A 16,392-nucleotide genomic window follows, 5' to 3' on the forward strand; every position below is an offset into this window, starting at 1 on the left:
ACGCGGCTCGGATACGGCCACCGCCTACCCCCTGCCGGTCAGATCCCAGGCGTCCTCGTCCGAGGGGCCGTCGTCCTCAGGATAGCCGCTGGTCATCGCCCCGATCGGGTCGTCGTCCCCGGTCATCCCGCCGGTCGGCGGCACCGACCGCGGCGCGGAGGATGCCGGGGCGCCCTCGCCGGACGGACCGCCGCCGCGCAGGCGGGCGAGCACATCCGGGAGCTGGTCGGCGGAGACCAGCAGATCGCGGGCCTTCGAGCCCTCGGAGGGGCCGACGATCTCGCGCGACTCGAGCAGGTCCATCAGGCGACCGGCCTTGGCGAAGCCGACTCGGAGCTTGCGCTGCAGCATCGACGTCGAGCCGAACTGCGTGTTCACCACGAGCTCGGCGGCCTGGAGCAGCAGCTCGAGGTCGTCGCCGATGTCGGCGTCGATCTCGCGCTTCTCGACGACCGCGGCGACGTCGTCGCGGTACTCGGGGCGGGCCTGCTCGGTGACGTGGCCGACGACGGCCGCGATCTCGGCCTCCTGCACCCAGGCGCCCTGCACGCGGATCGCCTTCGAGGCGCCCATGGGCAGGAACAGGCCGTCGCCGTGACCGATGAGCTTCTCGGCGCCGGGCTGGTCGAGGATGACGCGGGAGTCGGTCATGCTCGACACCGCGAAGGCCAGCCGCGACGGCACATTCGCCTTGATGAGGCCCGTCACCACGTCGACGCTCGGCCGCTGGGTCGCGAGCACGAGGTGGATGCCGGCGGCGCGCGCGAGCTGCGTGATGCGCACGATCGAGTCCTCGACGTCGCGCGGGGCGACCATCATGAGGTCGGCGAGCTCGTCGACGACGACGAGCAGGTACGGGTAGGGCTGGAGCTTGCGCTCGGACCCGGCGGGCAGCTTGATCTCGTCGGCCAGCACGGCGCGGTTGAAGTCGTCGACGTGGCGGAACCCGAACGACGCGAGGTCGTCGTACCGCATGTCCATCTCCTTCACGACCCACTGCAGCGCCTCGGCGGCCTTCTTCGGGTTCGTGATGATGGGCGTGATGAGGTGGGGCACGCCGGTGTAGGCGGCCAGCTCGACCCGCTTCGGGTCGATGAGCACCATCCGCACCTCGGCGGGCTTCGCGCGCATGAGCACGCTCGTGATCATCGAGTTGATGAACGTCGACTTGCCGGAGCCGGTGGAGCCGGCCACGAGGAGGTGGGGCATCTTCGCGAGGTTCGCGACGACGAAGCCGCCCTCGACGTCCTTGCCCAGGCCGATCGTCATCGGATGCGGGTTCTTCGTGGCCGACCCGGAGCGCAGCACGTCGCCGAGCGACACGATCTCGCGATCGCGGTTCGGGATCTCGACGCCGATGGCGCTCTTGCCGGGGATCGGCGAGAGGATCGTGACCTCGTTCGAGGCGACCGCGTAGGAGAGGTTCTTCGCGAGCGCGGTGACGCGCTCGACCTTGACGCCGTGCCCGAGCTCGATCTCGTAGCGCGTCACGCTCGGGCCGCGGGTGAACCCGGTGACCTTCGCGTCGACCTGGAACTGGCCGAGCACGCTCGTGATCGCGGCGATGATCTCGTCGTTCGCCGGGGTCTTCAGCTTCGGCGGCGTGCCGGCGCCGAGCATGGCGGCCGTCGGCAGGCGGTACGGGCGGCGGGACGCGGGAGCACCGCGCGGAGCGGGAGCCGGTGCGGCCTCCTCGCCGGGCTGGTCGAGCGCGACGGCGCCGAGCACCTCGGTCGCGCCGTCGTCGCGGATGCCGGTGGCGACGCCCGTCTCCACCTCGCCGGTGAAGCGCTTGACGGCGTCCTCGGCACGCACGAGGTCCTCGAGCAGCTCGAGGTCGAAGCCGCCGTCGGCGGCAGGCTCCGGGGTGATGGCGGTCTCCGCCTCCGACTCGTCGACGACGGGCGTGTCGAAGGCGTCGTTCTTCTTCGGCTTGCCGCGACGCCACCAGGGCATCGAGGTCTCGTCGTCCATGTCGAGGCCGAGGTCGGTCAGCGAACCCAGCTCCTGGCTGTCGCCGTCCGCCGCGGCGGCCGCGGCCTCCTTCTCGGGCAGCTGCTCGCCGAAGAGCCAGGCGTAGAGCTCGCGCACGCGGCGGCCGATCCGGTTCGGCGGCGTCTTCGTCATGATGAAGAGCGAGAGCGCGAGCAGCACGGCGACGACCGGCGCCGAGTACCAGGGCGAGCCCAGCGACGCGAGCGGCTGCGCCACGATCCAGCCGACGACGCCGCCCGCCCTAGCCAGCCCGACGATCCCGTCGGCCGGCTGCGGCAGGCCGAGCGCGAGGTGGCTGATGCCGGCGACGCTGGTCAGGAACAGGAGCAGTCCGATGCCGATGCGCGTGTTATCGTGCACGCTCGACGGGTGCCGGAAGAGCCACACGGCGAACAGCAGCATGATCACCGGAAGCGCGTACGCGACGCGGCCGAGCAGCCCGCCGAACGTCCACGCGTCGAGCCCGATCGCGACGTCGTCGGCGGCGTAGAACCACTCGACCGCCGCGCCGGCGATCGCCAGGAGCACGAGCAGGAACGGCACGCCGTCGCGGCGCTCCTCCTTGGCCAGGGTCTCGGTGCCGAACAGGCGTGCGGCGCCGCCGACGATGTGGGCGAGCCCGAGCCAGGCGCGGACCAGCAGGCCGGGCCGCTCGTCGACCGGCGTGACCGTCGACCTCGATGCCGACTTCGCCGGGAGCTTCTTCGTGACCGCCTGGCTGTCCGACGAGCGCGAGCGAGTGCCGCCGGAGCGCGCCGAGCCCGAGCGCGTCGACGTCGTCCGCGTCGAGGTGCCGGAACCGCGCGCGCGGGATCCCGACCGGGTGCTCGTGGCCATGGGCACACGGTAGACGCGGGCTGTGCCCCGGTCGGGGAGGCTGGGCGCGTGTCCAGCGGCTGGGTACGCTCGGCGGAGAACTGAGGGGAGTTCGAGATGAGACTGTTCGGGCGACGACGTCGCGAGACCCCGGAGGAGATCGACGCCGACACCGTGCTGATGGCGCGGGACGTGCTCGCGGCGTCCGGGGCAGCCATCGAGATCCAGGGAGCCGGTACGCCGGATGTCGCACTGGCGACGGATCAGGGCGTGCTCCCGCTCTACAACCTGATGGCACTGGCGCGGAACGCCGATCCTCGCGATCGCCGGGCGCTCGTCGAGCGCCACCTGCGCATCGCGCAGGGCACCGGCGGCCTCCCCGCGCCGGGATCGCTCCCCGTCGACGAACTCCGGCGGCGCATCCGGACGCGGCTGCTGCCGGCAGACTTCGGCGGACCGATCAGCACCGACTACCAGCGGGCGTTCGGCCCCGGCCTCGCCGTGGTGCTCGGGCTGGACTTCGAGGAGTCGGTGCAGACGCTCGGCGACGAGGCGGTCGCGAGCCTGGCGCTGCCGCTCGACGAGCTGTACGCCGTCGGCGCCGCGAACGTCGCTCGCGAGCCGATCGACTCCCGCGCCGAGCCCGTGCCCGGGATCGTCGTGCTGGAGGGCGAGTCGATGTTCATCGCGTCGAAGGCCGTCGACCTGCCATCCCTGCTCGCGTCCGAGGGTGCGACGGCGCCGCTCGGGGTCGTCTTCTCCGTGCCGTACCGGCACGCCCTCCTGTACACGCTGCTGAGCGGCCCCGACTCGCTCGCCGCCATCCAGTCCCTCTTCAGCGTCACCCTGGGGATCACCTCGGGCGAGGCCCACGCGATCCCCGGGGGCCCGGTCGACGACGGCATCTGGTTCTGGCGCGACGGGGTGACGCAGCGGATCGGCGGGCGTCAGGAGGACGGCGGGTACGGGATCGTGGTCGAGGACGCCTTCCAGGCCGCGCTCGAGGAGCTCGCCGGGGCCTGAGGACCTGCGTGGATGAGGGGCGTCGCCTCAGCAGCCGCCGGCGTCGGAGCCGGAGACCCGGATCGGCTCAGGCCTTGCAGCCGGGCACGTCGTCGGTGGCGACGAGGCCGACCGGGTCGCTGCCGACGGGGCGTGCGGAGAGGGCGAAGACCCTGCCCACCTGATCGGGCTGCCAGTAGCCGGAGCCGTCGTCGACGGTCACCTCCAGCGTGAGCTGGCCGACCGTGCCGGCGACGATGTAGAGGTCGCTGAGCCCGAGGTGCACGACGCCCGCGGGCTGCGGGTAGTGCTCGCGCACCGCGGAGACGGGATCGCCGACGTGCACGCCCTCGGTGGTGCCGATCGCCGTGCCGAGCACGACGATCCAGTCGACGTCGCCGTCGCGGGTGCCGCTCGAGTCGAGCTGGAACACCTGGCTGTCCGAGCCGCCGTAGAAGCCGGCGCCGCTCGGGAAGTCGGCCGACCAGGCGCCGCTGTAGGCGTCGCCCGGCTGGGCGCTGCCGCCGTCGCAGGCGTCCGCATCCCACGCCGCGAGCACCTCCGCCGCCGCATCCGGCACCGGCTTCCCCATCCGGAGCGAGTGGTCGCGATCCGGGCCGACGAGGCCGTCCGCGTCGAGCGCGAGGTCGTCGAGCGCGGGCCGAGCCGACGAGGTGGGGCTCGCACCCGCCGGGTCGTCGGCCGGCGATGACGACCCGGGCGGCGACGACGGCGACGTGCAGGCCGCGAGGGCGAGCACGAGCGCGACGACCGGCAGCGCGGCGGCGATCCGCATCGGCATCCTCCGAGGGTAGACGAGCCCGTTCAGCAGCGGATCGCGTCAGTAGCGGATCGCGTCGATCGGCTTCACGCGCACCGCGACGATGGCGGGCAGGAGCCCCGCGAGCGCGCCCACGCCGGCGGCGACGAGCAGGCCGAAGACCGCCGCCGAGAACGGGAAGCCCGGCACGTCCTGCAGGCCGGCGTTCTGCTCCAGCCAGTCGGTGACCCACGGGTTCTTGAGGCCGAGGATGGCCAGGATCACGCCGACGGCGCCCGCGGCGACCGTCGCGACGACGCTCTCCATCATCACGCCGAGGAACACCCTGGCCGCCGTCGAGCCGAAGCTGCGCCGGATGCCGATCTCCCGCACGCGGGTGCGCACCGTCACCATCGAGATGTTCACCAGCCCGAGCGCGCCGAGCAGCAGGATCAGCCCCGCGGCCGCGCCGACCACGATCTTGAACAGCAGCAGCGGATCCGGCCCGGCGTACGCCGCGTAGTCGTTGCGGTTGACGTCGACCTGCCAGCCGTCGCCGACGCGACGCTGCAGGTCCGCCGCCATCCGCGAGCTGATCTCGCGCGACTGCGACGGCGGCACCCACGCCTCGTAGGAGAGGTTGAGCCCGTACATCTGCTCGTCGGCCGTCGGACCGGTCTCCGCCGTCATCCGCGCGTACGAGTCGTAGAGCAGGAAGGCGGACGGGCTGCCCTCGTAGCCGCCAGGGGTGACGCCGATGATCACGGCGGTCGCCGGCGCCGGCGAGATGAGGCGCAGCGTCGGATGCGTGCTGAGGTCCGGCGAGCCGAGCGACTTCCAGAACACCGAGTCGATGATGATCGCCGGCGCGAGGCGCTGGGTGTCGTCGTCGCGGAACCAGCCGCCCTGCGACAGCCGCACGCGGTGCATCGTGCCCCAGTCGGCGTCGACGGCCTGCACCTGCACGAACTGCGTGCCGGTCGTCGTCGCCGCGGTCACCTGCGTGTACTGGATGCGGCTCCACCAGTCGATGCCGAACCGGTCCATCTCCGCGGCGACGAGCGGCTGGTAGTCGCCCTGGTACGCGACGCCGGTGCTCGGCTGGTACGGCGTGCCGATGCTGAGCAGCGCCGGACGCCCCTGCTGCCGCTCGAGACTCTCCGTCACCGACTGCTGGGCGACGGCGCCGATCGCGGCGACCCCGGTGAGCGCCAGCACCGCGAGCGCGACGCCGATGAGGCTGAGGATGACGCGCGCCTTGTGCGTGCGGAACTCGCCCCACGCCTCGACGACCGCGCCGACCAGGAACTCGACGACCCTCATGCGGCGCCGCCGTCCTGACCGGCGAGCGGGCGGGGTGCCGGCAGGCCGGTGTCGGACTCCCCGGCACTCGACGCGCCCGGGCTCGATCCGGCGACACCCGACCCGGCGATGGGCACGCCCGCGGCGGCGCCGACCAGATCGGCCCCGGCCGGCGTCAGCACGCCGCGGTCGAGCCGGTAGTGCCGTCGCGCGAGCGCGGCGACGTTCGGGTCGTGCGTGATCGTGATGAGCGCGGCGCCGGAGGCCTCCGCCACCTCGTCGAGGAGGCGCATGACCGTCGCGCCGGTGTCGACGTCGAGGGCGCCGGTCGGCTCGTCCGCGAGGATCAGCCGCGGGCCGCGCACGAGCGCGCGGGCGATCGCGACGCGCTGCTGCTCGCCGCCCGACAGCTGCGAGGGCAGCGAGGCGAGCCGCTCGCCGAGTCCGACGCGCTCGAGCATCTCGGTCGCGATCCGCTGCCGGCGCCAGAACTGGCGACCCCGCGCGTACAGCAAGGGGGTCATCACGTTCTCGAGCGCCGAGCGGCCGGGGAGCAGATTGAACTGCTGGAAGATGAAGCCGACATCGCGGCCGCGGCGCAGATCGCGCTGGCGGGCGCTCATCCGCTCGAGCGGCACCTCGTCGAACACGAGGCGGCCGTCTGTCGGCTCGTCGAGCAGCCCGAGCAGGTTCAGCAGCGTGGACTTGCCGCTGCCCGACCGGCCCACGATGCTGACGTGGTCGCCGACCTCCACCTCGATGTCGATGCCGCGCAGGATGTGCAGCGGCGGCGCGTCCGGGAGCTCGACGGTGCGCGTCACGCCCTCGAGCCGGAGCAGGCTCATCCGCCCGCGCCCTGCTGGGCCTCGGCGTCGGAGCCCGGCACGTACTGCAGCACGGTGTCGCCCTGCTTCACGCCCTCGGTGATCTGCACGACCTCGCCGTCGTTGATGCCGAGCGTCACGGCCGTCTTCTTCGGCGTGCCGTCATCGCCCGGCAGGTAGATCGTGCCGGGTCCGCCCGCGGAGCCCTCGACGGCCGTGACCGGCACGACGAGCGCGCCCTCGGCGACGCCGCCGGAGATGACGAGCTTCGCGGCGATGCCGCTGAAGACCGTGACCCCGGCGGGCACCGCGCAGCGCACGGCGGTGCTCGAGGTGGACCCGGTCGACGCGCCGGTCGACGGGTCGGTGCCGGTCGAGCCGCCGGTGCCGGCGCCCGTGCCGGAGAGCGGGGTGGTGATCGTGAGGCCCGTGCAGGTGAACGGCTGCGGTCCGCCGGAGATCGTGACCGTGCCCTCGGTGGGCCGGTTGAGCAGGCGGTACTGCTGCTCCGGCGGCATCGAGCCGACGACGCTGAACGTCGGCGGCGCGACCTGCGCGAGCGCGTCCCCGATCGAGACCAGCTGGCCGGGCAGCAGCGGCAGGTCGCTCAGCGTGCCGGCGGCGCCGGCCGCGATGGTGACGGTCTTCGCGGCGGGCGGCGTGGCGCCCTCCGGGAGGTTCGAGAGGTCCGGCTGGGTGCGCACGGTCGCGATCGCCGTGCCGGCCTCCACCTGCTGGCCGACCTTCGCGAGCACCTTGAGCACGGTGCCGGCCGCGGTGGCGCGGACCTCGACGGCCGGATCGGCGGTGATCGTCGCATCGACCTTCACGTCGTTGCGCACGGTCTTCTTCTCGACCTGCACGACCGGGTCCTGCACCGAGCCGGTGGGGATGGAGTGGTCGGCCGCCTCGGTGAGGCCGCCGAAGAACGCCAGCTTGACCAGGGCGGCCGCCACGGCCGCGAAGATCACGATCCTGAGGATCGGGAAGACCCACTTGCGGGCGACGCTCATGGCGCTCCTTCGATGTCGGGGAGGGGTCCGCGGGGACGGATGCCGGGCCAGCCTAGGGAGCGGCCGGGGCCTCCGCGTCCTCCGAGCGGCACGACTCGCGAGGAATCATCCGGAAGGATGATCATCCCCTCCGGGGTGTCAGGGAGGACCCTGATCCGGACACCCTGATCCGGACACCGGGACGCGGAACGGCCCGGCAGCGCGGGTGCGCTGCCGGGCCGTCCGGCCGTTCGGGGTCCTCCGCTCAGGCCTCGATGACCACCGGGATGATCATCGGGCGGCGGCGGTGCTTCGTGTTGACCCAGCGGCCCACCGTGCGTCGCACGACCTGGCTGTAGCCGTGCTGGTCGCGCGTGCCGCCGGCGGCCGCCTCCGACAGCGCCTGGATGATCTTCGGGCGCACGTCGTCGAAGATCTCCTCGTCCTCGGCGAAGCCGCGCGCCTGGATCTCGGGGCCCACGATCACGCGGCCGGTCTGCTTGTCGACCGCGACGAAGATCGAGATGAAGCCCTCCTCGGCGAGGATCCGGCGATCCTTGAGGTCGGCGTCCGTGATCTCGCCGACCGACGAGCCGTCGACGTAGACGAAGCCGAGGTCGAGCTGGCCGGCGACCCGCACCTGGCCGTCGCGGAGATCGAGCACGAGCCCGTTCTCGCCGACGAAGGTGCGCTCGGGCGGCACGCCGGTGTCCTGCGCCAGCTCGGCGCTCGCCTTGAGGTGGCGGGCCTCGCCGTGCACCGGCAGCACGTTGCGCGGCTTGAGGATGTTGAAGCAGTAGAGCAGCTCGCCGGCGGCCGCGTGGCCGGAGACGTGCACCTTCGCGTTGCCCTTGTGCACAACCGTGGCGCCGAGCTTCGTCAGCCCGTTGATGACGCGGTAGACCGCGTTCTCGTTGCCGGGGATCAGGCTCGAGGCGAGGATCACCGTGTCGCCCGGTCCGGGCTCGATCTGGTGGTCGAGGTTCGCCATCCGCGCGAGCACGGCCATCGGCTCGCCCTGCGATCCGGTGGACATGAAGACGACCCTGTCGTCCGGCAGGTCCAGCGCCTCCTTGAGGTCGACCAGCACGCCCTCGGGCACCTTGAGGTAGCCGAGCTCCGACGCGATGCCCATGTTGCGCACCATGCTGCGGCCGATGAGGGCGACGCGGCGGCCGTTCGCCACGGCGGCGTCCATCACCTGCTGCACGCGGTGCACGTGGCTCGAGAAGCTCGCCACGATCACGCGCCGCTTCGCGCGGGCGATCACCGTCTCGAGCACCGGGCCGATGTCGCGCTCCAGGGGCGTGAAGCCCGGCACGTCGGCGTTCGTCGAGTCGGGCAGGAAGAGGTCGACGCCCTCCTCGCCGAGGCGGGCGAACGCGCGGAGGTCGGTGATCCGGTCGTCCAGCGGCAGCTGGTCCATCTTGAAGTCGCCGGTGTGCAGCACGAGACCGGCGGGCGTGCGGATGGCGACGGCCAGCGCATCCGGGATGGAGTGGTTCACGGCGACGAACTCGGTCGTGAACGGGCCGAGCACCTCGCGCTGCCCCTCCTTCACCGTCAGCGTGTACGGCTGGATCCGGTGCTCCTTGAGCTTCGCCTCCACCAGCGCGAGCGTGAGGGTGGAGCCGATGAGCGGGATGTCGCGGCGGAGCCGGAGCAGGTACGGCACTGCGCCGATGTGGTCCTCGTGGCCGTGCGTCAGCACGACCCCGACCACGTCGTCGAGCCGGTCCCGGATCGGCGAGAAGTCCGGCAGGATCAGGTCGACGCCGGGCTGGTGCTCCTCGGGGAAGAGCACGCCGCAGTCGACGATGAGCAGCTTGCCCTCGAACTCGTAGACGGTCATGTTGCGGCCGATCTCGCCGAGTCCGCCGATCGGGATGACCCGGAGCGTGCCCTTCTCGAGTCGGGCGGGTTCGAATACCTCGGAGGCGGTCATGCGCTCTCCCTCTGTGTCTGATCTCCGCGGCTGGGCCGCGGGCTTGCGTGCGGGGCCGTGAGCCCCCTGTCGACGACGTCGGACGCGCTCAGCGCGTCGTGCCGGCCACCTTCGGCAGCGCGCCGCCGGCGGCGGCGTTGCGATCCGGGCGGAAGTTCTTGAAGTCGAGGCCGGGCACGTCCTTCACGAGGGCGATCTCATCCTCGATGAGGGCGGCCTCCGCCTCCTCCGGTCCCACGAGCGGGAGCCGGACGCGCGGGCTGGAGATGCGACCCAGCCCGTGCAGGATGTACTTGGTCGCGACGGTGCCGGGGATGTGCGTCATCACGGCGCGCACCAGCGGCTCCAGGTTCTTATGCGCCGCCGTCGCGGTCGCGAGGTCGTTCGCGTTCACCGCGTCGACGATGGTGCGGAATGGCGCGCTGGCGATGTTCGCCGTCACCGAGATGACGCCGGATCCGCCGATCGCCATCTCCGGCAGCGTCATCGCGTCGTCGCCCGCGAAGTAGAGCAGGTCCGTCTGGTTCATGACGCGGCTGACCTCGCTGAGGTCGCCCTTCGCATCCTTGATCGCGAGCACGTTCGGGTGCTTCGCGATGCGGAGGATCGTCTCGTACCTGATCGGGATGCCGGTGCGCCCGGGGATGTCGTACAGGATCACCGGGAGGTCCGTGGCATCCGCGATCATCCGGAAGTGCGTGAGCACGCCCGCCTGCGTCGGCTTGTTGTAGTACGGCGTGACGATCATGATGCCGTCGGCGCCGGCCTTCTCGCTCTTCCGGTAGAGCTCGATCGCGTGCGCGGTCTCGTTCGACCCGCCGCCCGTGACGACCTTCGCGCGACCCGCGCTGACATCCTTCGCGACCTCGACCAGGCGGAGCTTCTCGGGGTCGGTGAGCGTGCTCGTCTCCCCCGTCGTGCCGGTGACGACGATGCCGTCCGCGCCGTCGACGATCACCCGGTCGATGTGCTTCTCCACGTCGGACCATGCGACCTCGCCGTCGGCGGTGAACGGGGTCACCAGCGCGACGAGCACCTGTCCGAACGGGTTCTGGGGGGTCACCCCTCCAGGGTAGTGGTCGGGCCGGGGTGGGCGGGGTCCCGGTGGGCGGGGCCGCGTGGCCGGGCTGCTCCGTTCTGCAGGACCGACCTGTTGTGCAGGACCGCTCGGTCGTTCGCCATGTGAATGCGACCGATTTCTCCTGCAGAACGGCGGTGGCCGAACGGTGAGGGCGGTCATGCCTGCCGCCGCACGTCACCGCGGACGACGGCGCCGATCAGCGCGCCTCGGACCGAGGCCTCGTCATGCATCACCTGCCAGTAGAGGAACCGGAGGCTGCGGACGCCGCGCTCGCTCAGTGCTGCGTCCCGCCGCCGATCGCGGAGCGGATCGGGATGATGGGCCCTGCTGTCCACCTCGACGACGAGATCCGAGCCGAGCAGGAAGTCGACCCGGCCGACGCCGGCGATCTCCACCTGCTGGCGGTACGGGAGCCCGAGCTCGGCGAGGATCAGCTTCATCCTCGACTCGGAACCGCTCTCCGAGTCGGCTGACACCAGACGCTCGACCTTCCGCATGGTCGGGACCGCTGCGGCGATCCGCTTCCCCTCCGCCACGGTCAGCAGCCTGCGGTGGACAGCCGACTCGAGCACCGAGAACGCGTCGTCCGGTCCGAAGCACGCGGCGACGTGGTCGATCACCGCCGGCAGGGGCTCCAGCGCTCGAACGGGAGCCGCGACCCAGTGCACGCGGACACCCGACGCGAGCCGAGCACGTCGATCATGCGGTGCACGCAGCCGAGCGGAACTGGAGGGCACGGCTACGTGCAGGCGCTCATCGGTCGACTCCGGTACCCAGATGCCCATCAGCTCCGCCGCACTGATGCAGGCGACGGCTCCCCCGACCCGGACTGCGCGGACGACGGCCGGGGGCGCGCTCGCATCGACGTACCACCCCTTCCTCGGGCGGAGAACCTCGCCGGCGCGATGCGCGATCCGGAGCAGCCCCGGTCCGATGCCGACGGCGGCGAGCTCGGAGGCGCGAGCCACGCCGCCGAATCGACCGAGCGCACTCCGGACAGTCACATCCCGAGGATGCGCCGGCCACGGTCATCCGGATCGGTTCGCACCCGATCTGTGGACAGAGGTCCCGCTCTCCACAGCCGCCCGCCGATCCGTTCCGCAGGACTGATCCGTTCTGCAGGACCCGTCGGCCGGGAATCGGGTGGATCGCGGCCGAAAGTCCTGCCGAACGGATCAGGACCCCGAGCCCGAGCGCTACGGGGCGACTCGGCCGTTGGCCTCGAACGCCGCGTGGGTGAGGGGCATGAGGCCCTTCCAGGTGTCCTCCATCTGCTCCGCCGCCATCTCGATCTCGCGCTGCGGGAACGACGGGAAGTGCGAGTCCTCGCGCTTCGTGCGGAGGGACAGGAAGTTCATGAGCGAGCGCGCGTTCATCGTCACGTACATCGACGAGTACAGGTTCAGCGGCAGCACGATGCGGGCGACCTCGCGGGCGATGCCGGCGTCGAGCATCCGGCGGTACGAGGCGTAGGCCTCCGTCGAGACGGCGCGCGCCTCGGCGACCGCCAGCTCGGTCTGCTCCGGGGTGCCGTCCTCGAACGAGTAGGCGCCGGGCTTGCCGACCTGCACGAGGCGGCGCTCCGGACCGGGCACGTAGAAGACCGGCCGCATCTCGCGGTACCGGCCGGACTCCTCGTTGTACGAGGCGATCCGGTGCCGCATGAACTCGCGGAACACGAAGATCGGCGCCTGCACGTAGAACGTCATCGAGTTGTGCTCGAACGGCGAGCCGTGGCGGTCGCGCATGAGGTAGTTGATGAGGCCGCGATCGCGGTCGGATGCCTCGGCTCCGGATGCCGCCTTCTCGAGCGTCTGCTCCCCCTGCGTTGAGACGCGCGCGGCGAACAGCACGTCGGAGTCGTTCGCACTGGAGCGGACCAGCTCCACGGCGATGTCGGAGCGGAACTGGATCTCGGGGGCGTCGTCGGCGGGCACGGCCTTCACCCTATCGACGGCCGGCGACGCGGCCGGGAGCGACGAGCCGGCCGGCGGCCCCACCGGCCCCGCGCCGCTCGTCATATCCGGTCATACAGGCCTCGCGGGCGCGCGCGAGGCGTAGCTTCCCGCCATGACCGCCGCCATCGCCGTGCTCGCGCTGCTCGTCGTCGCCACGGCGACGGGGCTCGCCTGGCGCGCGACGACGGGCCGCGCACGCCGCACGGCGTCCGGCTCGCCCGTCGACGACGAGTTCGCCGGGCTGCTCGGCGACCGCGCCACCCTGCTGCAGTTCTCGAGCGAGCACTGCGCGCCGTGCCGGGCGACGAGCCGGCTCCTGTCCGGCCTGGCCGTCGACGGCATCCGGCACGTCGAAGTGGATGTCGCGGAGCGGCCGGACCTCGCGGCCCGCCACCACGTGCTCCAGACGCCGACGACGCTCGTGCTCGATCCGGACGGACGGGTGCGTGCGCGGATCGGCGGCGCGCCGCGACCGGATGCCCTCCGCACCGAGCTCGCGGCGGTGCTCGCGTGACCGCCGCATCCGGTGCGGGAGCCGCGCGCCCCGGCATCGACCCGCGCGGTCCGCGGTTCGGGGCGGCCATCACCGGCGTCACCCTCCTCGTCGTGGTCGCACTCGGGCTCTCCGGCCCGGTGGCCGGCATCGTCGCCATCGCCCTGCTGGCGGCGCAGACCGCGCTGTTCGCGTGGGGCGCGTTCGCGGGCATCGCGCGGCATCCGTACGGTGCGCTGTTCAAGCGGCTCGTGCGTCCGCGCCTCGCGGCGCCGGCCGAGCTCGAGGACCCGGCTCCCCCGACCTTCGCGCAGGGCGTCGGCTTCGTCATCACGCTCGTCGGCACCGTGCTCGCGCTCGTGCTCGGCCCGGTGGCGGCCGTGGTCGCGGCGGGGCTCGCGTTCGTCGCGGCGTTCCTCAACTCGGTGTTCGGGCTCTGCCTCGGCTGCCTGCTCTACGTGCTGCTCGTGCGGGTCGGCCTGCTCGGACGCCGGAGCCTGACGGCGCGCTGACCGCCCCGGTCGGGAGCGTCCACGGCGCGCTAGCGTGGAGGTCCCCCGACGTGAGGAGTTCCCCCATGGCAGTCACCAGCGAGGCCACCACGCTCTGGTTCGGCGATCTGACGAGCGGATCGGGCACGACGTCGCTCGACTCGTCCGACCTCGCCGAGTTCAAGGTCGACTGGAAGGCGCGCTCCGAGGGCGAGGCGTCGACGACGACGCCCGAGGAGCTCCTCGGCGCCGCGCACTCCGCCTGCTACGCGATGGCGTTCTCGAACGCGCTCGCCGGCAACGGCACCCCGCCGGAGAGCCTGCAGGTCACCGCCGCGGTGACGTTCGACATCCAGCAGGGCGGCATCACCGGCAGCCACCTGCTCGTGAGCGCGAAGATCCCGGGCCTGTCGCAGGAGGAATTCACCCGGCTCGCCGAGGAGGCCAAGGCGGGCTGCCCGGTCTCGAAGGCGCTCGCGGGCATCCCGATCACCCTCGAAGCCAGCCTGGCCTGATCGTGCCGCGGCGGCGCACCCCGCTGCGGGTGGTGGTCGCCGGCGGCTCGGGCCTCATCGGCACCGAGCTCGTGCGGCGGCTGCGCGAGGAGGGCGATGACGTGGTGCGGCTCGTCCGCGGCACGCCGTCCGCTCCCGACGAGGTGAACTGGGCGCCGGCCGCCGGCGTGCTCGACGACGGCGTGCTCGACGGCGCGGACGCGGTGATCAACCTCGCGGGCGCGTCGATCGGACGGATCCCGTGGACGCCGTCGTACCGGAAGACGCTCGTGGACAGCCGGATCGAGCCGACCCGGCTGCTCGCCGCGGCGATGGGCCGCGTGCCGTCGCCGCCGCGCACGTTCCTCAGCGCCTCCGCGGTGGGCTTCTACGGCGACCGCCCCGGCTCGCGCCTGACCGAGGAGTCGGAGGCCGGTACCGGCTTCCTGCCCCGACTGGTCGAGGACTGGGAGGCGGCCGCACGACTGGCGCCGAAACGCACGCGGGTCGTGCACCTGCGCACCGCCGTGGTCGTCGCGCCGAAGGGCGGCGGGCTCGCGCCGGTCCGCTCGCTGACGGCGGTCGGACTCGGGGCGCGGATGGGCACCGGCGGCCAGGTGTGGCCGTGGATCTCGCTGCACGACGAGGTCGGGGCGATCGTGCACCTGCTCCGCTCGCGGCTCAGCGGACCGGTCAACCTCGCCGGGCCGACCCCGGCCACGAGCGACCGGATCACCCACGAGTTCGCGCGGCTCATGCACCGCCCCTACCTGTTCACCGTCCCGGAGCCGGTGATCGGCGTGCTCGGGGAGGCGGGCCGCCGTCTGCTGCTCGACAGCGCCACCGTGCTGCCGACCCGGCTCGAGGCGGACGGCTTCGTCTGGCGGCACGAGACGGCGGAGGCGGCGATCTCGGCAGCCCTGACCGGCGGGTCCTGACCCCGGTCGATCAGCCGTCGGACGGACCCGCAGCCCGCGACAGCCGGATGGCGCTCCGCGTCGCCCAGCGCGCGCGGCGCCGGTCACCGGCGGCGTCGTACGCGAGCGCGAGCCGGAACCACGCCCGCCAGTCCTCCGGCGCGGCCTCGACGGCCTCCCGGTAGCGCGGAAACGCGGCGTCGGCCGCCGCCCGCTCGATGCGTCCGCTCGCCTCGACCGGCAGCTCCTCGGCGGGCACGCCGCCCTCGCGCTCGAGCCGCTCGGCCAGCCGCTCGGCCCGGACGGCGAAGAGCAGCTCCGCGGCGAGCGCCCAGAGCCCGACCAGCGGCAGCACGATGAGCGCGATGCCCATGCCGGTGGCGATCGGCTCGCCGACGCGGAGCAGCACCACGGCATACCAGATCGCGAACACCAGGTAGAGCAGCAGCAGGGCGCTCATGACGAGCGCCGCCGCGCGGGTGCGGCCGCTCATCGCGCCCCGGGGACGGGCTCGGGGACGGGCCCGGCGTCGGGGTCGGGCCCGGCAGCGGTCCCGGTCCCGGCGTCGGTCCTGATCACAGGCCGAGGAGCGAGTCGAGGCCCACGACGAGGCCGCGGGTCGCCGGCAGGGCGCGCAGCGCGAGCAGGATGCCCTTCTCGTAGGACGCGTTCGAGATCGTCTCGTGGCGCAGGGTGAGCAGCTCGCCCTCGCCGCCGAAGACGACTTCCTGCTGCGCCTGCACGCCGCGGAGTCGGAGGCTGTGGATCGGGATCGAGGCGACCTGCTGTCCTCGGGCGCGCTGATCCGCGTGCGGGGCGTCGACCGGGCCGAGCCGGGCGCGCGCGGCGGCCATGAGCTCGGCGGTGCGGACGGCGGTGCCCGAGGGGGAGTCGACCTTGCCGGCGTGATGCGCCTCCACGATCTCGACCGAGCCGAAGTGCGGTGCGGCGAGGGCCGCGAAGCGGGTGGCGAGCACCGAGCCGATGGAGAAGTTCGGCACGACGATCGCGCCGAGCGACGGCAGCGCCTCGAGGCGCCGGCGCAGCACGGCGAGCCGCTCGGCCGACCAGCCGGACGTGCCCACCAGCACCGGGATGCCGCGGTCGAGCGCACCGTCGACGATCGCCGGGGAGGACGAGGGCACGGTGAGGTCGATCACGGCGTCGGCGCCGGCGATCCGGTCGAGCGGATCGGCGGAGCCGAGCCCCGCCGCCAGCTCGAGGTCGTCCTCGCGCTCGATCAGCCCGGTTGCGAGCCGCCCCATCCTGCCCGTCGCGCCGACGACGGCGACCCTGAGAACCATGGTGCCCAGCCTAGGCTC

General features: G+C 72.7%; 16 protein-coding genes. 5 read left to right on the forward strand and 11 right to left on the reverse strand.

Features of this window, described 5'->3' with window-relative positions:
* Positions 1-24: 24 nt before the first annotated feature.
* Positions 25-2,832: an FtsK/SpoIIIE family DNA translocase gene (locus AC1RSJ_RS08815; protein WP_493117987.1), complete on the reverse strand. Its 2,808-nt coding sequence runs from the start codon at positions 2,830-2,832 to the stop codon at positions 25-27.
* A 96-nt stretch (positions 2,833-2,928) separates the two neighbouring features.
* Between AC1RSJ_RS08815 and AC1RSJ_RS08820 the strand changes: the two genes are divergently transcribed.
* Complete coding sequence (locus tag AC1RSJ_RS08820; protein ID WP_493117988.1) at positions 2,929-3,834, forward strand: hypothetical protein; 906 nt, start codon at positions 2,929-2,931, stop codon at positions 3,832-3,834.
* A gap of 67 nt (positions 3,835-3,901) precedes the next feature.
* Here the strand turns inward: AC1RSJ_RS08820 and AC1RSJ_RS08825 are convergent, their stop codons facing one another.
* The 8 genes from AC1RSJ_RS08825 to thyX all read right to left on the reverse strand — a co-directional run bounded on the left by AC1RSJ_RS08825 (position 3,902) and on the right by thyX (position 12,654).
* Positions 3,902-4,615, reverse strand: coding sequence for a hypothetical protein (locus AC1RSJ_RS08825; protein WP_493117989.1), 714 nt, complete (start codon positions 4,613-4,615; stop codon positions 3,902-3,904).
* 39 nt (positions 4,616-4,654) lie between these two features.
* The gene (locus tag AC1RSJ_RS08830; protein WP_493117990.1) at positions 4,655-5,896 is read right to left on the reverse strand and encodes an ABC transporter permease; all 1,242 of its coding nucleotides are present in this window, start codon (positions 5,894-5,896) and stop codon (positions 4,655-4,657) included.
* Positions 5,893-6,720 carry an ABC transporter ATP-binding protein gene (locus AC1RSJ_RS08835; RefSeq protein WP_493117991.1) on the reverse strand — a complete coding sequence of 276 codons (828 nt, stop codon included), beginning with the start codon at positions 6,718-6,720 and terminating at the stop codon, positions 5,893-5,895. The genes AC1RSJ_RS08830 and AC1RSJ_RS08835 overlap by 4 nt, the downstream gene beginning before the upstream one ends.
* A complete protein-coding gene (locus AC1RSJ_RS08840; RefSeq protein WP_493117992.1) occupies positions 6,717-7,712 on the reverse strand; it encodes an efflux RND transporter periplasmic adaptor subunit in 996 nt (331 codons plus the stop codon). The genes AC1RSJ_RS08835 and AC1RSJ_RS08840 overlap by 4 nt, the downstream gene beginning before the upstream one ends.
* 244 nt (positions 7,713-7,956) lie before the next feature.
* Complete coding sequence (locus AC1RSJ_RS08845) at positions 7,957-9,636, reverse strand: ribonuclease J (RefSeq protein WP_493117993.1); 1,680 nt, start codon at positions 9,634-9,636, stop codon at positions 7,957-7,959.
* Positions 9,637-9,724: 88 nt separating this feature from the next.
* Complete coding sequence (dapA, locus tag AC1RSJ_RS08850; RefSeq protein WP_493117994.1) at positions 9,725-10,699, reverse strand: 4-hydroxy-tetrahydrodipicolinate synthase; 975 nt, start codon at positions 10,697-10,699, stop codon at positions 9,725-9,727.
* Positions 10,700-10,872: 173 nt separating this feature from the next.
* Complete coding sequence (locus AC1RSJ_RS08855; protein WP_493117995.1) at positions 10,873-11,385, reverse strand: endonuclease domain-containing protein; 513 nt, start codon at positions 11,383-11,385, stop codon at positions 10,873-10,875.
* 528 nt (positions 11,386-11,913) lie between these two features.
* On the reverse strand, positions 11,914-12,654 hold the full coding sequence (gene thyX, locus AC1RSJ_RS08860) for an FAD-dependent thymidylate synthase (protein ID WP_493117996.1): 741 nt from the start codon (positions 12,652-12,654) through the stop codon (positions 11,914-11,916).
* 133 nt (positions 12,655-12,787) lie between these two features.
* On the opposite strand from thyX, the gene AC1RSJ_RS08865 reads away from it, so the two are divergent.
* The 4 genes from AC1RSJ_RS08865 (at position 12,788) to AC1RSJ_RS08880 (ending at position 15,091) form a co-directional block, all read left to right on the forward strand.
* Positions 12,788-13,189 carry a TlpA family protein disulfide reductase gene (locus AC1RSJ_RS08865; RefSeq protein WP_493117997.1) on the forward strand — a complete coding sequence of 134 codons (402 nt, stop codon included), beginning with the start codon at positions 12,788-12,790 and terminating at the stop codon, positions 13,187-13,189.
* Positions 13,186-13,680, forward strand: coding sequence for a DUF4395 domain-containing protein (locus AC1RSJ_RS08870; RefSeq protein ID WP_493117998.1), 495 nt, complete (start codon positions 13,186-13,188; stop codon positions 13,678-13,680). The genes AC1RSJ_RS08865 and AC1RSJ_RS08870 overlap by 4 nt, the downstream gene beginning before the upstream one ends.
* Before the next feature lie 65 nt (positions 13,681-13,745).
* Positions 13,746-14,174, forward strand: a complete 429-nt coding sequence (locus AC1RSJ_RS08875) for an OsmC family peroxiredoxin (RefSeq protein WP_493117999.1) — start codon at positions 13,746-13,748, stop codon at positions 14,172-14,174.
* A 2-nt stretch (positions 14,175-14,176) separates the two neighbouring features.
* Entirely contained in the window at positions 14,177-15,091 is a 915-nt protein-coding gene (locus tag AC1RSJ_RS08880) for a TIGR01777 family oxidoreductase (RefSeq protein ID WP_493118000.1), read from the forward strand.
* 10 nt (positions 15,092-15,101) lie between these two features.
* On the opposite strand, the gene AC1RSJ_RS08885 is transcribed toward AC1RSJ_RS08880, so the two are convergent.
* Together AC1RSJ_RS08885 and dapB are read right to left on the reverse strand one after the other, a co-directional pair.
* The gene (locus AC1RSJ_RS08885) at positions 15,102-15,563 is read right to left on the reverse strand and encodes a tetratricopeptide repeat protein (RefSeq protein ID WP_493118001.1); all 462 of its coding nucleotides are present in this window, start codon (positions 15,561-15,563) and stop codon (positions 15,102-15,104) included.
* Positions 15,564-15,645: 82 nt separating this feature from the next.
* Entirely contained in the window at positions 15,646-16,374 is a 729-nt protein-coding gene (gene dapB / locus AC1RSJ_RS08890; protein WP_493118002.1) for a 4-hydroxy-tetrahydrodipicolinate reductase, read from the reverse strand.
* Positions 16,375-16,392 lie beyond the last annotated feature (18 nt).

The organism is Schumannella sp. GW821-FHT10F01, from assembly GCF_058809295.1.